We start from the raw sequence: 15,715 nt of genomic DNA, 5'->3' as shown, positions 1-15,715 counted from the left end.
TTACCTCCGATTCCTGTTTTCTACTGTCCGAAATTGCCCGTGAAATATACGAGTGAACCTATGAGCTTGCCAAGACCGATGGCCAGGATCACGTACTGAAGTCCCACGGCCAGATGAATTCTCCTGCTGATAACCGGCAGGGCCTTTAAAGTCTCCGCCAGAGACATGACGAGGCAGCCGACAAAGATTCCGACCGCCAGCCCGTAGATCCCAAGGAACACATTCCCGCCCATGTGGATCGGGATCTCATAGATATCGGATACGTTTCCCAGTACACCGCCTATAATAATGACCGTCTCATACAGAAAAATGTGTTTATTTGTATGGGTCTTTCCAATCAGCCGCGGAAAAACGCCGATGATTGCCAGAAATGCAAAAACGCCGGCTGCTATGACGCCGCCGGCGCTAAGCCCCAGAAACACGAGAAATAACTGCTTAAGAAACATCAATGTCCTGCTCCTTTCTGCCGTCATTCTGAATCAGGGTCTTGCTGACATTGTCCTCGTAAAGGCGCATTTCCACCTCCAGCGGCGTCGGATCCGTATTGATCTTGAACTTCGCAAAATGGTTAAAGAATCCTACGATCCCCAGCGCCAGTCCTACGGAATAGCTCACCTCCAGGATCGTGAATCCGGTGGATTCCTTTCCCATGATGATCCGGTAAATCTCGCTGAAGACATCCGTCACACTGACATCGTTGTTAAAGGTCATGATGGCAAAGGACGCGCCGCAGAAACAGATAATACAGACAAATATGGTCTTGATCCATTCCCAGGCCCAATTCGGGGACTTCGGCCGGTGGTAATCGATGATAAAATCCACTTCACCCACATTATTGACGGTGATCGTCGGATCCATCTCCGTGATCTTCTTAATCACATCCAGCGTGCTCTCCACGTAACGTTTATCTCTGTCCAAATGAATCGTTTTAATGCGCAGGGCGCTGCACTTGTTTGTTACGGCGGAATCATCGCTGTAGACCGTCGCCACATCCTTTAACTGAATCTCCTTATGATGGACCTCAGTAATCTGGCTGATGTTTAGATAGACAGTCTTGCTCATATTCTCATCTGCCCCGCTTTCCGGATGAGTTCTACCAGCGTTCCATCCATTTCGCCGCCGTCCGGCACCGCGGCGATTAAGTACCATACAATGGCGGCCACAGCGATCAGGCATACGACAAGGAGTGCAATTCCCAGCTTATGTTTCATGGATTCCATACGTGCTCACATCCTTTTCTTTCACTTTTCATGAGTAGTATGAGCCGTATGAAGTATTTTATTCTATATTTTTTCGCGCATCTGCTTTAAAATCTTTTTTTCGAGACGGGAAACCTGGACCTGTGAAATACCGAGGCGCGTTGCAATCTGGCTCTGGGTTTCATTATAATAATACCTCCTGACAATGATTTCCCGGTCCTTATCGGAGAGCTCTGTCAGCAGCTCCCGCAGCACCATACGGTTTAACAGCTCCTCCTGGGCAGAATTTTCCTCCTCGATCTTGTCGATGAGAAGAATGCTGTTTTCATCATTTTTATTGACCGTCCGGTAGAGCGATTCCACCTCCGCTCCGGCCTCGATGGACGCCGCCACTTCCTCCTTGCTGGCCCCGATCTCTCCGGCAATCTCTTCGATGGTCGGTTCCCGTCCAAGGGTAAAGTTTAAGGCCTCTCTGACACATTTTACACGGGTGCCCATCTCCTTGATGGAGCGGCTGACCTTAATCATGCCATCATCTCTTAAAAAGCGCTTGATCTCTCCTGTTATCATGGGGACCGCATAGGTGGAGAATTTAACCTCGAAAGACATGTCGAACTTGTCGATGGCCTTCATGAGGCCGATGCTTCCTATCTGAAATAAATCCTCCGGATCATATCCCCGTCCTGTAAATCTTCGCACAATGCTCCAGATCAGTCCCATATTCTCGGTGACGAGACGGTCGCGTGCTTCTTTATCTCCTTCGTGAGCCATTTCTATTAATCTCATGGTCTCATCCATAGGACTCACCCGTTAATCTTCTTTTTCATGGTCACAACGGTACCCTTGTCCGGTTCTGACTCCACACGCACCTCGTCCATAAACGCTTCCATAAAGGAGAATCCCATGCCGGATCGTTCTCCCTCTGGATCGGTGGTAAACATCGGTTCCATCGCCTGCACAATATTGGGAATCCCGATTCCCGTATCCCTCACAGTCACGGTCAGCTCCTGTTTCAGTATCTCCACCTCGAGATAGATGATCCCGCCGTTTCCCTGATAACCATGTATCACCGCATTCGTCACAGCTTCCGACACCGCGGTCTTTACGTCGTCCAACTCCTCCAGCGTCGGATTCATCCGAGCCATAAATACGGACACCACAACCCTTGCAAACTCTTCGTTCCGGGACAGGCTCTCAATTTCCATTCTCAAAACTTCTGGTCTGTTTTCTTCTAACATGTCTTCCTCCTCAACCTGTGACTGCATCTTCCTTTGAGTCATATAATTTCATTAATTTTAAAATGCCGCCCATTTTCAGTATTCTGAGCACCTGGGCTCCCGCTCCGTAGATCGTCACCTTTCCTCCGCTCCGGGCCATCTGCTTGTATCGGTTTAACAACACTCCAATCCCTGAAGAATCCATAAATCCGGTTCCCGAGAAATCAAACACAATGCGGTTAATATAATTTTCCGAAAGGATCAGATCGGTTTCATATTTTAAGCCGGTGCAGTTGTGGTGATCCAACTCCTCCGGCAGGTGGACAATCAGCACATGGCCGTCCGCCTCATAGGTAAATAGTGGCTTGTTCATAGTTCTCCTTTCCAAAAAGAATCCCGCTTGCCGGACTCTTTGTTCTATCACAGAGCTCTTTTTTATAGCAAGAAAGAGTCCGGCTCGCCGGACTCTCGCGCCGGAGTACGGCTGCTTCAGCAACCATACTTCCTTAGCGCGGAGTGCGCATCCTGCCCTAAGGGCTTTTTATGTAACAGGAGCACTTTCCTGCTGCACAAAAAAAGACACGGCAAAAGAGCTCTCTTTCTCTTCTGTCGTGTCTTCCTTTTTACGCAAGGCAGTACTAGAATCCCCGTTCCGTCCTGGCCTGCGCTATCAATGTTTCATCTTTGCTGTTATTTATGATGTCCGTAAACATCTCATTCGCCTGTTCCTTCTGATTCATTCCCTTGTAAATGACGGCCGCCTTATACTTGGCAGCCCAGTAATCCGGCTTCACAGCCAGGCTCTTTAAATAGTAATCGAGAGCCGTCTGGCTGTCTCCCGCGCCCGAAGCCTCGTCTCCAAGGCTTTCCAGCACCTGATATCCCCGTTCCTCCATGTCGGCCTTAATCTCTCCGACGATGGCCAGCACATCCGGTGACGCGATGAGTTCCGTCTTCAAATCGGCGTAAAGCTTTACCGCCGCGGTGAAATCATCCTTTTTATACGCCTGCAGAATTCCGATCACGTTCTGGTATTGAGCCAGCACGCTGTCCGAGTCATTGGTAAATGTGGACAGGGAATCTTCCGCCGTTTTCTTATCTGCCTCCAGGCCGGCGATCTGATCACTTAAGCTGTCCGCCTTCTGATTCGCCTGGCTTAAGCTCTCGCTGTACTTAAGCATCTCCTGGTTATGTTTTTCATTGATCGCCCTCGTATTCGCCGGCATAACCAGGAAAAAGACGACCGCCGCCCCCAAAAGCAGGCCCGCGAGGATATTGACGACCGCCATATCCTTCGTATTCTCTCTGTAGCTGGGCGGAATGATGACATCGTCATCCTCCATCTGCCGGTGGGACAGGACATTTTTCAGCTTCCTCTTTTCAGGCTCACGCTCGGTGCGGCTGCCTGTATTCGCCTTGACGATCGACTTATACCAGAGCGCCTTCGGGTGATTCCTGTCTATCTGTAATACCTTGTAGACTGATTTTCCCGCCTTCTGGTAATCCTCTCTCGCAATACAGAGAATAGCCAGCAGCAGCTGGGCCTTCACGTAGTTCGGCTTCGCCTCCACCACCTTGACGAGCTGAAGGATCGCCAAGTCCTCGCTGCCGTTCTGGGCGTAGACGAGGGCCTGGTTAAACCGCCGGATCATGTGGCGCTCCGTGTCGAGACTCCCCTTTTTTCTCTGGATTTCACCCAGATAGTAGTCCGCCCGGTTCTCCTGCGGCTGCAGGTTCATGCTGATGACCCACTGAACAAGCGCATCCCCGACCTCCCCGACCTCATAGTAAATGAGACCCAGAAGGTTCCTGGCATCCGTCTGATACTTATTAAAATGTAGGCTCTTCTTTAAACATTCGGCCGCGCCGGACAAATCCCGCAGCCGCGCCCGCTCTAATCCCATGTTATAATAGCTGTTGGCAATGACACGGGTTTTTCTTACATAATCCATATCTTACCTGCCTATTCCTTGCCGACTTCCTTGATCAGTTCCATCATCAAATCATTCATATCCGTCAGATCGCTTCTCACGATCGCATCCTCTATGGCATCTACTTCCAGACTCGGTCTGTAATCGTTTATCTCGGTTTCAAAATCAATCATCTTTTATACCTCCAAGAATTGTCTTTATCTCTCCCATCAGATACAGGGATCCCACGCAGAACAGCAGATGTTCCCCATCCTGCCATGTGAGCAGTGCCTTCAGTGCCTCTTCTGCCGTATCAAAACCATATATTCTGCAATCGGAAACGGCTAAAAACTCCGCCTCCAGCACTTCCTTCGCCATTCCTCGATCCGAATGGATATGGGCTACCGCAACCGAATCCAGCGGCAGACCCGCCGCGATCTCACGGATCATGGTATCGTGGGCCTTGTCCGATACCGAGGAAAACAGAAGGCAGGCCCGCTTCCCGCTCTTCTCACAGAGGCGCGCGGCTGTCTTGATAAATTCTTCGATTCCGCCTGGATTGTGCGCTCCATCCAGGTACAGCCCGGGCACCGCCTCTTCCATGCGCGCCGGCCATCTCATGGACTCCAGTCCGGCCTTAAGCTCCTCTTCTGATAAGCGTATATCTTCCCTCTGCCGCATCAGTACTTCCACCGTCCTGAGTGCAGTCAGAGCGTTCATCACCTGATATTCCGCCTGGGATGGAATCAGCACGCGGAGAACGCTGCCGTCAAGCCGCTTAAGTCCCGCCCGGATTCCCTGCTCTTCCCATGCCTCTATCACATAGTCCTGCCTGTCCACCGGATACAGCGGGCTGTGGCTGGCAGCGGCCTCTTCCTCGATCACAGCGGCTGTCCCCTGGTCGCCTCTCTCATATATGACGGGAACGCCTGGCTTTATGATACCGGCCTTCTGATAAGCGATCTTTTCCACGGTATCGCCTAAATATTCCGTATGATCCAGACTTATGGAAGTGATGACCACTGCCAGCGGATGACGGATCACATTCGTCGTGTCCAGCCTTCCGCCGAGTCCCGTCTCCAGAACCGTGAAATCATTGTCCATCTGGTCAAACAGCTTCATACCCATGTAAAACAGGAATTCAAAATAGGATGGATGGCAGTATCCCTCTTCCGTCATGCGTTCCGATAAATCCCTGATTTCACGAAAGCTGCTCTCAAACGGCCCATATTCGACCGGCTTACCGTCGAATAAAAACCTCTCCCGCACCTCGGTCAGATGAGGCGAGATAAATGCTCCCGTGTGGTATCCCCCTGCCATCAGCATGGAGGTTATATATGCACAGACCGAACCCTTTCCATTGGTCCCGGCCACATGAATGATCTTTCTCTTCTCGTCGGGGTTGTCCATCCGCTCCAGAAAAGCCCTGATATCTTCCAGGGAATTCTTTTTTCTGGCCCACATGGGGATATCGGCCAGATATTCTTCCGCAGTTTTTTCCAAACTCATCTTACGCCCCGGCTTTCGTTCTTTATGTAATCTTAATCCTTATGCTGCCTTACTGCGCGCCTTTTCCCGCACGCCAATTCGGGCTTTCTTATTTATTATAATATAACTCGGCCATTATGCAACCTCTTTCTTTCGCAAATACAGACGGATTTCTACATTTTTACTCTGGTTCTTTCACGGAAACGCGGACAAAGCGCCGGGACAAACGCTCCTGTAAAACGAAAAACAGGGGTATTCCGGAACCACAATCCGGGACACCCCTGTTATCATCTGTCAATTTATTCTCCGCAGTATGCGATCGCTTCGATCTCAACAAGCGCTGCCTTTGGAAGAGCAGCTACTTCAAATGCAGCTCTGGCCGGGCATGCACCCTCGAAAAAGGTTGCGTACACTTCGTTCATAGCGCCGAAGTCGCCGATGTTCTGTAATAATACAGTTGTCTTTACCACATTTGCCATAGATAAGCCTTCGCTCTCTAAGATCGCCTTGATATTGGTTAAGGACTGCTTCGTCTGGGCAGCGATATCCTCGCCTGCAAATGCTCCTGTTGCCGGATCGATCGGAAGCTGGCCGGATACGTATACGTAATCTCCGCCTCTCACTGCCTGGGAATATGGTCCGATCGCTGCCGGTGCTTTTTCTGTAGCCAATACTTTTTTCATTCTATGTATCTCCTTTCGTTCTTCACGTTATATATCTAGATTATCACACATTCCGCAAAAGTCAAGAAAGTTTTTTAGGTTATCTTAAAAATATTTAGTTTACCTGTTTTTCTTTTCGTTTATTTACCTCTTGTCATCTAGTATTGAATACTATATAATAGGATATGAGGTGAAACTATGAAGACGAATGACGAAAGAATACAGGATATCCTAAAACGTCTGGATACCTTAAGTTATATCAGGCCTGAAGAGATTCCGGGCATTGATCTTTACATGGACCAGGTTACTACATTTATGGATGAACATCTGAAGAACACGAAGCGCTACCCCGAGGATAAGGTGCTGACGAAAACCATGATCAACAACTATGCCAAGAACAACCTGCTGCCTGCGCCCAACAAAAAGAAGTATTCCAGAGAGCATATCCTGCTTCTGATTTTTATCTATTATTTTAAGAATATTCTTTCCATCAACGACATCGAAGAATTGTTCCGGCCGATCACCACCGGACATTTCGCATTGAAGGACGGCCTTTTACTGGAGGACATCTACAAAGAGATCTTCTCCCTGGAATCGGAGGAGATGGAACATTTGCGGGAAGACGTGATAGCAAAGTATGAACGCGCGGGCGATACATTTACGGACGAGAACCTGGCTGAGGAAGACAGGGAATACTTACGGCTCTTCGCCTTAATCTGCGAGTTATCCTTTGACGTCTATTTAAAGAAGCAGATGGTGGAACAGATGATCGACGAGCTTCGGGAAGCGAACCCGTCCAAAAAGAAAAAGTAAGTAAGCGAAGATAAAACGCTCCCTTTCATGGGAACAGTCCCCTGCGGAATCTGTTCCCATGAAAGGGAGCGTTGCATTTATCTCTCCATTTTGTCTGAAGCTGCGGCCTCTCCGGGCGGTACTAGTACTACTTTGCATAAATAACTGAGTAATAGTGCCTGATATCTGCGTCAGGTGTGCGTCTGCGAAGCGACGGCGTAGTGGACCCTACGGCTAGCTTCGCAGGCGTGCTCCTGGCGTAGATAGCGGGTGCTATTACTTAGGAATTTATGCAAAGCAGTACTAGTTCGCCTCTGTATCCTCCAGACGCTTAAATACCATATCATATCCGTCGTTTCCATAATTCAGGGAACGGTTCACACGGCTGATCGTGGCTGTGGAAGCCCCGGTCTTTTCCGCAATCTCCAGATACGTGCGGCCCTCGCGAAGCATCTTGGCTACCTCATACCGCTGAGATAAGCTGAGCAGTTCGTTGACCGTACACACATCCTCAAAGAACGTATAGCACTCTTCCGGTGTCTTCAGTGTCAGTATTGCCTGAAACAGATGGTCAACCGCATCTGTCTTAATTTTTTTATTCATGGTTTCAATCAGTCCCCTTTATTTTTGCTGTTACTTCATCTATGGAGTATTTTAACATATTAAAGTCATAAAGTCCACCCCCGGACACTTATGACAGCATAAATTTTTCGATGACATGAGCAACGCCGTCGTCGTTGTTGGAAAGCGTCACGTAATCCGCCGCATTTTTCACGGGCAGGACCGCGTTCTCCATGGCCACGCCCAGACCGGCATACTGAATCATGGACAAATCGTTGTATCCGTCACCGCAGGCGATCATCTCGTCCTTCGTCATGTTAAGGCGCGTAAGCAGCCGCTCTAAAGACGCCGCTTTATCGATTCCCTTGGGCAGAACCTCCAGAAAGTGGGGTTCCGAACGGTACACACTGTAATCACGCCCCAGTGCGGCCTTCACCTTCGGTTCCACGAGAGCCAGGTAATCCCCGTCGTCGAGAAGCAGAAACTTTACCACCGGGAAATCCACGTACTGCTCGAAGTTTTCCACCCGCCGGACCTCCAGTTTATTGATGTCGGACTCCTTTTTTACATAGATATCTCCAGGGTCCGGCGTAATGATGCAGTCCCCTTCGTATGTAAGGATGTTCACGCCGTGCTCCCTGGCCAGCGCAATGATCCTTTTATTCGATGTTACAGGAAGCTCCTTTGCAAACACGGTCTCACCCGTTTTGCATTCGATAATCCGCCCTCCGTTGAAGGACAGGATATAACCGCCATCCTCTGTGAGTCCCAGCTCCTTCGCCAGCGGCATCACCCCGTAGGTAGGCCGTCCGGAGGCCAGCACGATGGTTCCCCCCTGGCTTTTCAGCTTCATCAGCGCTTCCTTCGTCCTCGGTGTGATCACTTTATCCCGGTTTGTCAGTGTGCCATCCAGATCCAGCACGATCATTCGATATGCCATAATTCCTTCTCCTGCTTTCGTAAAATTCTCCGTGAAAAGTATATCATACTTCGGGGTAAAATGCAAAATTTAGAAATTTCAATTATATATCAAAAAATAATGCTGTACGGATCTGGCACTGATATCCGCACAGCATTATTACACTGGCACGTCTATAAAATTTTTCCTAATATTGATCCAGACACGCAGCACCGATAATTCCTGCGTCGTTGCCAAGACGGGCGGCCGTGATAACGGGCATTGCTGCGGAACCACAGTAGATATTCCGGGCAACCATCCGGCGGACCGGATCAAGGAGCAAATCCCCTTCGCGGCTGATTCCGCCCCCGATGATTACTGCTTCCGGTTCCAGCATGTTTACTATATCTGTAATCCCCTCCGCCAAATAACCGGTATACTGATCAAACATCCTGAGTGCCGCCGGATCCTTTTTCTTAACGGCCGTAAATATATTCTTCCCGTCTAAATCCTCCTCGTTTCTGAGCTGCCAGAGAAGGGAATCCCTATTTTGATCCGCCGCCTCGCCTGCCATGCGTATAAAAGCCGTCACCGATGCGTACGCCTCCCAGCAGCCCTTTCTGCCGCAGGTACACAGCCGTCCTCCTGAATGAAGAAGAAGATGGCCCAGAATATTTGCATTTCCGCTTTTGCCCCGGTAGAGTTTTTTGTCTATGATAATGCCGCCACCAATCCCCGTTCCCAGGGTAATCATGACCATCAGAGAATATTCACTTCCCGCGCCTGCAATATATTCTCCGATTGCCGCGCTGTTTGCATCATTCTCCAGATAAACAGGGATACCGAATATAGTCCGCATTCTGTCGCAGATATCCAAATCCCCCCAATCCAGATTGTTGGAGTAAATAACGCGCCCTTTAGCACGGTCCAGCATTCCAGGACAACCGATTCCGATATGAGTGACAGGTTCTCCTCCGCTCTGATCCATCACAGTACGCACCAGCCCTGCCATTCTCTGAATTACACTGTCTGCACCCTGCAGGCTCAGCGTATCCGTGCCAGTTTTTAGCCTGATACAGTTTGCATCGTCTACAAGACCAGCAGTCATGGTAGTTCCGCCCAAATCAATTCCTATCTTCATCTGCTGCCTCCCTTCTCTCTTTCTATTCTGCCATTGATATATTTCATTTGCAGCTGATCCGTATAAGCTTAAGCGCACCTGCCGGCATTTCAATCGTTCCAGTAAGTCCGCATACCTCAAGGACTTCTTTTTCCCGCTCCTGCACTGTAACCTCCCATGCGTTTAAGTCCAGACAATCCGGTACGGTAAATTCATATTTCTGATCCTGCTTCGTCATATTCTTCAACAAAACCACCATTGTTTTTCTGCCTGCCTGGATAAACCGCGATGGGTGTACATAGAGAACGGCCACATCTCCCTTACCTTTTAAGAGACAGCCTTCTGATTCCTTACATTGAACTGCCGCGCCTATCACACAGGCATTTTCCGCTGCCAGACTTTCTCCATAGATTCGTTCAGGCTCAAAATGATCAAATGCTTCAAACCCATACGAAAACTCCATGGCTCCTGACTGGTCGGCATTAAAATTTGTATCCCAGTAATTATTTAACGGCCATGCTAAAAGCAGAGGATCTTTCTCCCTCGCAATTACCCGGCTTTCATGTCCAAAATGAAAGCCGCCAGGCTGAACCATAGGCGCATCCGGACAAAACAGGGTCATACAGACCGAGTCATCATACATGGAAATGCTCTTATCCACAGTCAGCCAGTCCCGGCAGACATTTCCGAGCTGCTCTTCATCCAGACGCACATACGTCCCCATCGTATCGAAACTGCAGTCCCAATTCTTTTTCATTTTAAGGGGAAATGCGAAGTAAATGGATTCCGGCGTACTGACCGGTTTCTTTACAAACCAGGCTTTCATCATCACGCGCGGATACGAAGCCGAAAAGGTAACTGACTGCTCCATCTTCTCCATGCCTTCCATATGAGACTCCCATATCAGACTCACTTCACCAGGCTTTTCTTCTACACGCCATTTTTCAACCGACTCTGCACCTCTTCGGTCAGCCTTCCAGTCATGCTGCCACACCGTGATATTTAGATTTCCCAGTTCAACATCTCTGGGAAACAGCGCTGCTCTCGACTGGTTCTGCCAGCGGCCGTCAACTGTTTCCCTCACCGCCTCAAAGAAAGCCCAGGGGCTCTCTTCGTCAAGAAGCTCTCTTTTCTGCACCTTGTCATAAATCTGTCTGATTCTGCCGGTGGTCCGGTTAAAGACCACCCGGTAATACGGTGTGGTAATCTCCCCATCTTTAACCGTATACTGCTTCTCCCGGTCTTCTTCCCGAAGCAGGGAAAACGGGATAGTCCGCCAGCTAAAAGGCGGCATCTGCACTGCGCCCATGAAAACAGTCTCTTCGTACCCTTTTAAATAGGGAACATATTGTTTTGAACGAAGTGCAGCCAACTGTCTCTCCTCTTTTAAATAGGAGGCAGGGACTTCCAGCTCAGCTCTCTGTTCTGTTCCGGTAGGATTTACCACCACAATTCCCTCCGGACGCCCGGACTGGTGAGGATTATTACAGAGCAGTTCCATCTGCGTACTCAAAAGATAAGCGGATTTAGCCGCCGCATCATAGGCATACTGATACTTTTGGATTTTCTGAGCCTGGGTTTCCGGATCATCCGGTGCTGTAACAGACTGAGAGGCTCCCCATGTATGTTCATCAAACAGCAGGGAACTCTGCAGGCATTCAGCTTTTACTCTGTCATACTGGGGATTTGGGCTTCCATTTACGCACTCCAGCATCTCTGCCTGCCTTACCGCCTGTTTCGCCAGCCGGTTTACCCGGGTTTCTCTGGCCGTACTGCCGCAGCCAAAATTCCAGTAGTCAGTCCAGTCTCCCGCATACACCGGAAGCTTTTCCACGCCATCTGCAATCAGTTTATCCCGCAGCATCTCTGGTGTCACAAAACGTATTTTCTGCTCATGCCCCTCTTCATTATAACGGCGAATCAAATCAGCCAGTTGAAGATCAGGACAGTTATTATCAAAAAGCGGTGGATTTGTAGCTGTTAAAAATGCAAAGTCTTTGTCGTAGCCATTTTGCTCCAGCCGGGCCACATACTTTGTGACGCCCTCATGCATTTTTTCCGTATCCGCCTCATACGTATAAAAGAATTGACTGAACAGCGAGTAGTGCTCTCCTAAAAAAGTCAAAAGTTCCCTCCCATCCGGAGTTTCCCATCGAAATGCCGACGGCCGGTTAAACGGAATCCCTCCGAAATGAATATTGATTCCGGTAAGATAGAAATTAACCCCGCTATCCAACAAAAACTGGGACAACGGCCATGGCTGGCCATTCACGTCGTGATTAACCGCCGTCGCCATTTTTGCATCAAATAATGCTCTTAACTGATCCAAATCCTCCAGCATATGAAGGGCTTCGCCCGCGTCTGCACCGGGAGTCGTATGCATGGGCAATGCGGCAAGACTAATCTGTCCCTCCCTGACAAACTGTTTTAACAGATCCACCCGCTCTGGTCTGGCCGTCTCTAACCAGCGGCGAAGTGGGTAATTGGCCTCGACCGTCCAGCGGAATCTGGATTCCTCCGGATAATCAGATGTTTCGATACATAAGTCGATAGCCTGCTCGATATAATCGCTCTGTAATTCCAAAAGAAGCGGTTGTGGATGGGTATAACCGACATCCAGATGGCTGTGGTGCATGCACCAGATTTCTTTTATCTTCGACATTCCTTTTTCCTTTCCACATTTATAATTTTACCCCTTTACCGCTCCTGATGTAACACCATCCAGTATTCTCCTGGAAAAGATCATAAATAAGATCAGGATCGGGATCGTTGACAAGGCCGAGGCTGCCATGGCCAAATCCATCGTATTAATCAGTTTATTCGTATACTTCACCACCAACAGGGGCAAAGTTTTGTATTCATCCTTCTGTAGAAAAATAAGTGGCAGAAAGAACTGGTTCCAAATCTGGACCGATGACGTAATACACACGGAAAATACAACCGGTGTCGCCATAGGGAACATAATCTTAAAAAATGCAGTCCACTCTCCTGCCCCATCAATGACGGCCGCCTCATAGATCTCTTTTGGCAGTTTGGAAAAGAAATCCGTGAGCATAAACACGGGCATAGAGATCCCCGCCGCCGAAACAAGGATAACGGATCCCAGACTGTTGACAAGATGCAGCTGCTTCATCAACTGGAAGACCGGTACAATTCCCAACTGAACAGGAAACATCAAACCGATCAGGAAGTATATTCTCATGAATTTTTTTCCTTTAAACCTGTAGCGGGAAATACCGTATGCGGTAAAGGAAGAAATCAGTACAAGCAGTACCAGACTGATCACTAAAACAATTACACTGTTTGCAAAGTACCTCAGAAAATGGTCCTGAAACAGCAGCTTCGAATAGTTTGCAAGAGACAGTCTGGCCGGTTTTCCGAAAGTATTGCCTAAAATATCCTGACGCGGCCGCAGGGAGTTATATGCGATATAGATAAGAATCAGAAATGCAAAAGAAGAATAGACCCACAGCATCGCTTTTACGATTCCCGCACCGATTCCCTGATGCCGGCTCATCACATCTTTTTCTTTTTTCATATGTTAGTCCTCCTCCTTTCTGTAAACCATCAGCATTTGAACAAGAGCGATCACAAAAACCATGACAAACAACACACAGGCCACCGTAGTTCCCATGCCCATGGAATTGGCGCTTATATTACCGCCCAGTGGATTTGTATCTCCAAACGCCGTCCGGTAAAAGAACAGACTCATTACATCCACATTGCCGTTAATTCCTCCGTTAATTCCTCCCAGAATATAACTGTAATCGAAAATAGTCATACTTATGATATAGCTGACCAGCACCAGATTTAAAACGGTCATTTTAATCTGCGGCAGTATAATATACCACAACCGCTTCCAGAAACCAGCGCCCTCCAGATACGCACTTTCCATACAGTCAAAAGATATCATCTTCATTGCACCAATGAAATACATCATTCCGACACCAACGCCGGCCCAGGAAATCATGGCCCATACGATATAGATTCCAATTTCTGGAATTCCCAGCCATGGACGGGTCATCGATCCCAGTCCCACCACTTCAAGTAACTTGTTGACGATACCGATGTTGCCATCCAAAAGCAGCGTAAAGATAAACACGATGACCGGAGTCGATATGAACTGCGGTGAAAATATAGCTACCTGAAAAAAATTACTTCCCCTGGCTTTGGTATATATGATATAAGCCATAATAATCTGTATGGGAAGCATAATCACGACAGTCAGTACAAATATAGTCAGGCTGTGCAGAAGAGCATTCATCATCTGGGACATCAAATCCGAATTGGTAAACAGTTCAATATAATTGGAAATTCCTACATACACTTTTTCACCAATCCCATTCCATTTGTAGAGGCTGAGTTTACCCGCCGCGAAAATGGGATAGATAACAAAAATGGAATAAAGCACAAATCCAGGCGCTAAAAATAACGCATATGGTTTTTTCTTAAAAAATGTTTTCACTCCGATACCTCCTTAAAAAAAGTGCCAGGAAATTTCCTATAGAGCGGATTCTTTCCTGGCAGTTTTCCTATTTATGACTGCACGTTACTTTGCACTGCTTTTCGCTATTTCTTCCTGAATCCTCTGAACGGCTTCCTCTCCTGTCATTTCGGAAAGCATAAGCTTTGGAAGTACCTCACCCAGGAAGATATCCTGCGGCTTTCCAACCTCATCGGCCACACCGGAAAGAACATGGTAGATATTATAGCCAACCACATCATACTCTGCCAGCTCACCAACAGTCTCATCCTTCGGTGTAAGATCCTTTACCAGCGGAATCGCTCCTAAATGGTCCTCTAAGATCTGCTGTGCTTCTTTGCTGTTTAAAAACTCAACATATTTTACCGCTTCCGCCGGATATTTCGTCTTCTTTGCCACTGCGTAGGTATTATAGTTGCTGGGGCCGCTCTGTGCATATTTAGAACCGTCTGTTCCCGGAATCGCAAAGCGTCCCACTTCAAATGCTGCGTCCTTGTATAGCTGATTATTCCACGTTCCATCCACAGTCATCGCCGCCTTGCCGTTGGTAAAGGCCAGTTGTGCCGCAACTGCATCCATAGAAGCGAAATCCTTGCCAAAATATCCGTTCTCCGCAAAGCTTCTGTAGTCGTTAAAGCCGGTCTCCATTGCCTTGTAATCCGGGTCTCCATGGTCAGCGATCGCTCCCATGGTGTCATTAAACAGAGCCGGAGCCATAGCCTGCATCAGCCAGTAACGGTCGAAATCTCCTTTTCCCCCCAGGGCCATAGCTACCTCTCCATTCCTGGTCAGCACGTCCATTGCATTGACAAAGTCATCCCAGGCAGCCGGTTTCTCAAGATTATATTTTGCAAATATGTCCTTATTATAGTAAATAACCGCATAATCAAAAAAGGAAGGATACGAACAGTAAACAGAACCATCTACAGTCGCGTATGTAATCGCTTCCTCGGGGAAACGGCTGGCATCCAGCTTATACTCGTCAAGAGGAAGCAGATATCCGTTGCGGGCAAGCTCTGCCATCTTGGTAGATTTATTCCCCTGTACCCAGAAAAGATCCGGGAGTGAATCCGACTGTACGGCTACGTTAATCGTATCGAAGGAACCAGAATACTGATAGTCCAGCTTAATATTCGGATATTTCTCCTCAAAAGCCTGATTAATAGCCGTAAAAGATTCTTCCAGAATCGCCTGATTGTCCGTATCCCCCCATACAGTCAGTGTAACTGCGTCCTCTTTCTTCTGGCAGCCAGTGGCCAGCGCCGCCGTCATCACCGCCGTCAAAGCAATTGCTGCAAATTTTGTATACCTCTTCATGATCCTTCTCCTCTCACTTTCTGAACTTCTTTTCTGTATCTCAGCGCGCAGCAGAAAATCTTTCCGCC

At 48.3% G+C, this 15,715-nt stretch carries 18 protein-coding genes; 1 reads left to right on the top strand and 17 read right to left on the bottom strand.

Features of this window, described 5'->3' with window-relative positions; translation table 11 throughout:
• Positions 1-20: 20 nt before the first annotated feature.
• From H8S80_RS03305 to H8S80_RS03260, 10 genes are all read right to left on the bottom strand, one after another.
• On the bottom strand, positions 21-446 hold the full coding sequence (locus H8S80_RS03305) for a stage V sporulation protein AB (protein WP_002600322.1): 426 nt from the start codon (positions 444-446) through the stop codon (positions 21-23).
• Complete coding sequence (locus H8S80_RS03300) at positions 436-1,062, bottom strand: stage V sporulation protein AA (protein ID WP_002600323.1); 627 nt, start codon at positions 1,060-1,062, stop codon at positions 436-438. Before H8S80_RS03300 ends, H8S80_RS03305 begins: the two co-directional genes overlap by 11 nt.
• Positions 1,059-1,220, bottom strand: a complete 162-nt coding sequence (locus tag H8S80_RS03295; protein ID WP_002600324.1) for a hypothetical protein — start codon at positions 1,218-1,220, stop codon at positions 1,059-1,061. The genes H8S80_RS03300 and H8S80_RS03295 overlap by 4 nt, the downstream gene beginning before the upstream one ends.
• Before the next feature lie 63 nt (positions 1,221-1,283).
• Complete coding sequence (gene sigF / locus H8S80_RS03290) at positions 1,284-1,997, bottom strand: RNA polymerase sporulation sigma factor SigF (RefSeq protein WP_025530535.1); 714 nt, start codon at positions 1,995-1,997, stop codon at positions 1,284-1,286.
• Positions 1,998-2,002: 5 nt separating this feature from the next.
• Positions 2,003-2,437, bottom strand: coding sequence for an anti-sigma F factor (spoIIAB, locus tag H8S80_RS03285; protein WP_002600326.1), 435 nt, complete (start codon positions 2,435-2,437; stop codon positions 2,003-2,005).
• Positions 2,438-2,447: 10 nt separating this feature from the next.
• A complete protein-coding gene (locus tag H8S80_RS03280) occupies positions 2,448-2,789 on the bottom strand; it encodes an STAS domain-containing protein (protein WP_002600327.1) in 342 nt (113 codons plus the stop codon).
• 265 nt (positions 2,790-3,054) lie between these two features.
• Positions 3,055-4,368, bottom strand: coding sequence for a tetratricopeptide repeat protein (locus tag H8S80_RS03275; protein ID WP_002600328.1), 1,314 nt, complete (start codon positions 4,366-4,368; stop codon positions 3,055-3,057).
• 11 nt (positions 4,369-4,379) lie between these two features.
• The gene (locus H8S80_RS03270; protein WP_002600329.1) at positions 4,380-4,520 is read right to left on the bottom strand and encodes a hypothetical protein; all 141 of its coding nucleotides are present in this window, start codon (positions 4,518-4,520) and stop codon (positions 4,380-4,382) included.
• Positions 4,513-5,835, bottom strand: coding sequence for a bifunctional folylpolyglutamate synthase/dihydrofolate synthase (locus H8S80_RS03265; RefSeq protein WP_117630228.1), 1,323 nt, complete (start codon positions 5,833-5,835; stop codon positions 4,513-4,515). Before H8S80_RS03265 ends, H8S80_RS03270 begins: the two co-directional genes overlap by 8 nt.
• A 278-nt stretch (positions 5,836-6,113) precedes the next feature.
• Positions 6,114-6,497, bottom strand: a complete 384-nt coding sequence (locus tag H8S80_RS03260; protein ID WP_117630227.1) for a RidA family protein — start codon at positions 6,495-6,497, stop codon at positions 6,114-6,116.
• Between the two features lie 177 nt (positions 6,498-6,674).
• Here H8S80_RS03260 and H8S80_RS03255 point away from each other — a divergent pair, with 177 nt between their 5' ends.
• Positions 6,675-7,289 carry a DUF1836 domain-containing protein gene (locus tag H8S80_RS03255; protein WP_117630226.1) on the top strand — a complete coding sequence of 205 codons (615 nt, stop codon included), beginning with the start codon at positions 6,675-6,677 and terminating at the stop codon, positions 7,287-7,289.
• Between the two features lie 282 nt (positions 7,290-7,571).
• On the opposite strand, the gene H8S80_RS03250 is transcribed toward H8S80_RS03255, so the two are convergent.
• The 7 genes from H8S80_RS03250 to H8S80_RS03220 form a co-directional block, all read right to left on the bottom strand.
• Positions 7,572-7,871, bottom strand: coding sequence for a YerC/YecD family TrpR-related protein (locus tag H8S80_RS03250; RefSeq protein WP_002600333.1), 300 nt, complete (start codon positions 7,869-7,871; stop codon positions 7,572-7,574).
• Positions 7,872-7,959: 88 nt separating this feature from the next.
• The gene (locus H8S80_RS03245; RefSeq protein WP_002600334.1) at positions 7,960-8,769 is read right to left on the bottom strand and encodes a Cof-type HAD-IIB family hydrolase; all 810 of its coding nucleotides are present in this window, start codon (positions 8,767-8,769) and stop codon (positions 7,960-7,962) included.
• A 166-nt stretch (positions 8,770-8,935) separates the two neighbouring features.
• Positions 8,936-9,868 (bottom strand): ROK family protein, encoded by a 933-nt coding sequence (locus H8S80_RS03240; RefSeq protein ID WP_117630225.1) that lies wholly within the window; start codon positions 9,866-9,868, stop codon positions 8,936-8,938.
• 43 nt (positions 9,869-9,911) lie between these two features.
• Positions 9,912-12,509: a glycoside hydrolase family 38 N-terminal domain-containing protein gene (locus tag H8S80_RS03235; RefSeq protein WP_117630224.1), complete on the bottom strand. Its 2,598-nt coding sequence runs from the start codon at positions 12,507-12,509 to the stop codon at positions 9,912-9,914.
• 27 nt (positions 12,510-12,536) lie between these two features.
• Entirely contained in the window at positions 12,537-13,385 is an 849-nt protein-coding gene (locus tag H8S80_RS03230; RefSeq protein WP_117630223.1) for a carbohydrate ABC transporter permease, read from the bottom strand.
• A 3-nt stretch (positions 13,386-13,388) separates the two neighbouring features.
• Positions 13,389-14,312, bottom strand: a complete 924-nt coding sequence (locus tag H8S80_RS03225) for a carbohydrate ABC transporter permease (protein WP_117630222.1) — start codon at positions 14,310-14,312, stop codon at positions 13,389-13,391.
• A gap of 84 nt (positions 14,313-14,396) precedes the next feature.
• A complete protein-coding gene (locus tag H8S80_RS03220) occupies positions 14,397-15,647 on the bottom strand; it encodes an ABC transporter substrate-binding protein (RefSeq protein ID WP_117630221.1) in 1,251 nt (416 codons plus the stop codon).
• Positions 15,648-15,715 lie beyond the last annotated feature (68 nt).

The organism is Hungatella sp. L36, assembly GCF_014288035.1.
This window is presented reverse-complemented; position numbering and strand designations above follow the sequence as displayed.

What these genes read in the sequence shown, in the direction of transcription:
- H8S80_RS03275 (WP_002600328.1), bottom strand. Translation starts at nt 4,368, where the DNA reads ATGGATTATGTAAGAAAAACCCGTGTCATTGCCAACAGCTATTATAAC.
- H8S80_RS03230 (WP_117630223.1), bottom strand. Translation starts at nt 13,385, where the DNA reads ATGAAAAAAGAAAAAGATGTGATGAGCCGGCATCAGGGAATCGGTGCG.
- H8S80_RS03250 (WP_002600333.1), bottom strand. Translation starts at nt 7,871, where the DNA reads ATGAATAAAAAAATTAAGACAGATGCGGTTGACCATCTGTTTCAGGCA.
- H8S80_RS03235 (WP_117630224.1), bottom strand. Translation starts at nt 12,509, where the DNA reads ATGTCGAAGATAAAAGAAATCTGGTGCATGCACCACAGCCATCTGGAT.
- spoIIAB (WP_002600326.1), bottom strand. Translation starts at nt 2,437, where the DNA reads ATGTTAGAAGAAAACAGACCAGAAGTTTTGAGAATGGAAATTGAGAGC.
- H8S80_RS03245 (WP_002600334.1), bottom strand. Translation starts at nt 8,769, where the DNA reads ATGGCATATCGAATGATCGTGCTGGATCTGGATGGCACACTGACAAAC.
- H8S80_RS03255 (WP_117630226.1), top strand. Translation starts at nt 6,675, where the DNA reads ATGAAGACGAATGACGAAAGAATACAGGATATCCTAAAACGTCTGGAT.
- H8S80_RS03300 (WP_002600323.1), bottom strand. Translation starts at nt 1,062, where the DNA reads ATGAGCAAGACTGTCTATCTAAACATCAGCCAGATTACTGAGGTCCAT.
- H8S80_RS03220 (WP_117630221.1), bottom strand. Translation starts at nt 15,647, where the DNA reads ATGAAGAGGTATACAAAATTTGCAGCAATTGCTTTGACGGCGGTGATG.
- H8S80_RS03270 (WP_002600329.1), bottom strand. Translation starts at nt 4,520, where the DNA reads ATGATTGATTTTGAAACCGAGATAAACGATTACAGACCGAGTCTGGAA.
- H8S80_RS03305 (WP_002600322.1), bottom strand. Translation starts at nt 446, where the DNA reads ATGTTTCTTAAGCAGTTATTTCTCGTGTTTCTGGGGCTTAGCGCCGGC.
- H8S80_RS03265 (WP_117630228.1), bottom strand. Translation starts at nt 5,835, where the DNA reads ATGAGTTTGGAAAAAACTGCGGAAGAATATCTGGCCGATATCCCCATG.
- H8S80_RS03280 (WP_002600327.1), bottom strand. Translation starts at nt 2,789, where the DNA reads ATGAACAAGCCACTATTTACCTATGAGGCGGACGGCCATGTGCTGATT.
- sigF (WP_025530535.1), bottom strand. Translation starts at nt 1,997, where the DNA reads ATGGATGAGACCATGAGATTAATAGAAATGGCTCACGAAGGAGATAAA.
- H8S80_RS03260 (WP_117630227.1), bottom strand. Translation starts at nt 6,497, where the DNA reads ATGAAAAAAGTATTGGCTACAGAAAAAGCACCGGCAGCGATCGGACCA.
- H8S80_RS03240 (WP_117630225.1), bottom strand. Translation starts at nt 9,868, where the DNA reads ATGAAGATAGGAATTGATTTGGGCGGAACTACCATGACTGCTGGTCTT.
- H8S80_RS03295 (WP_002600324.1), bottom strand. Translation starts at nt 1,220, where the DNA reads ATGGAATCCATGAAACATAAGCTGGGAATTGCACTCCTTGTCGTATGC.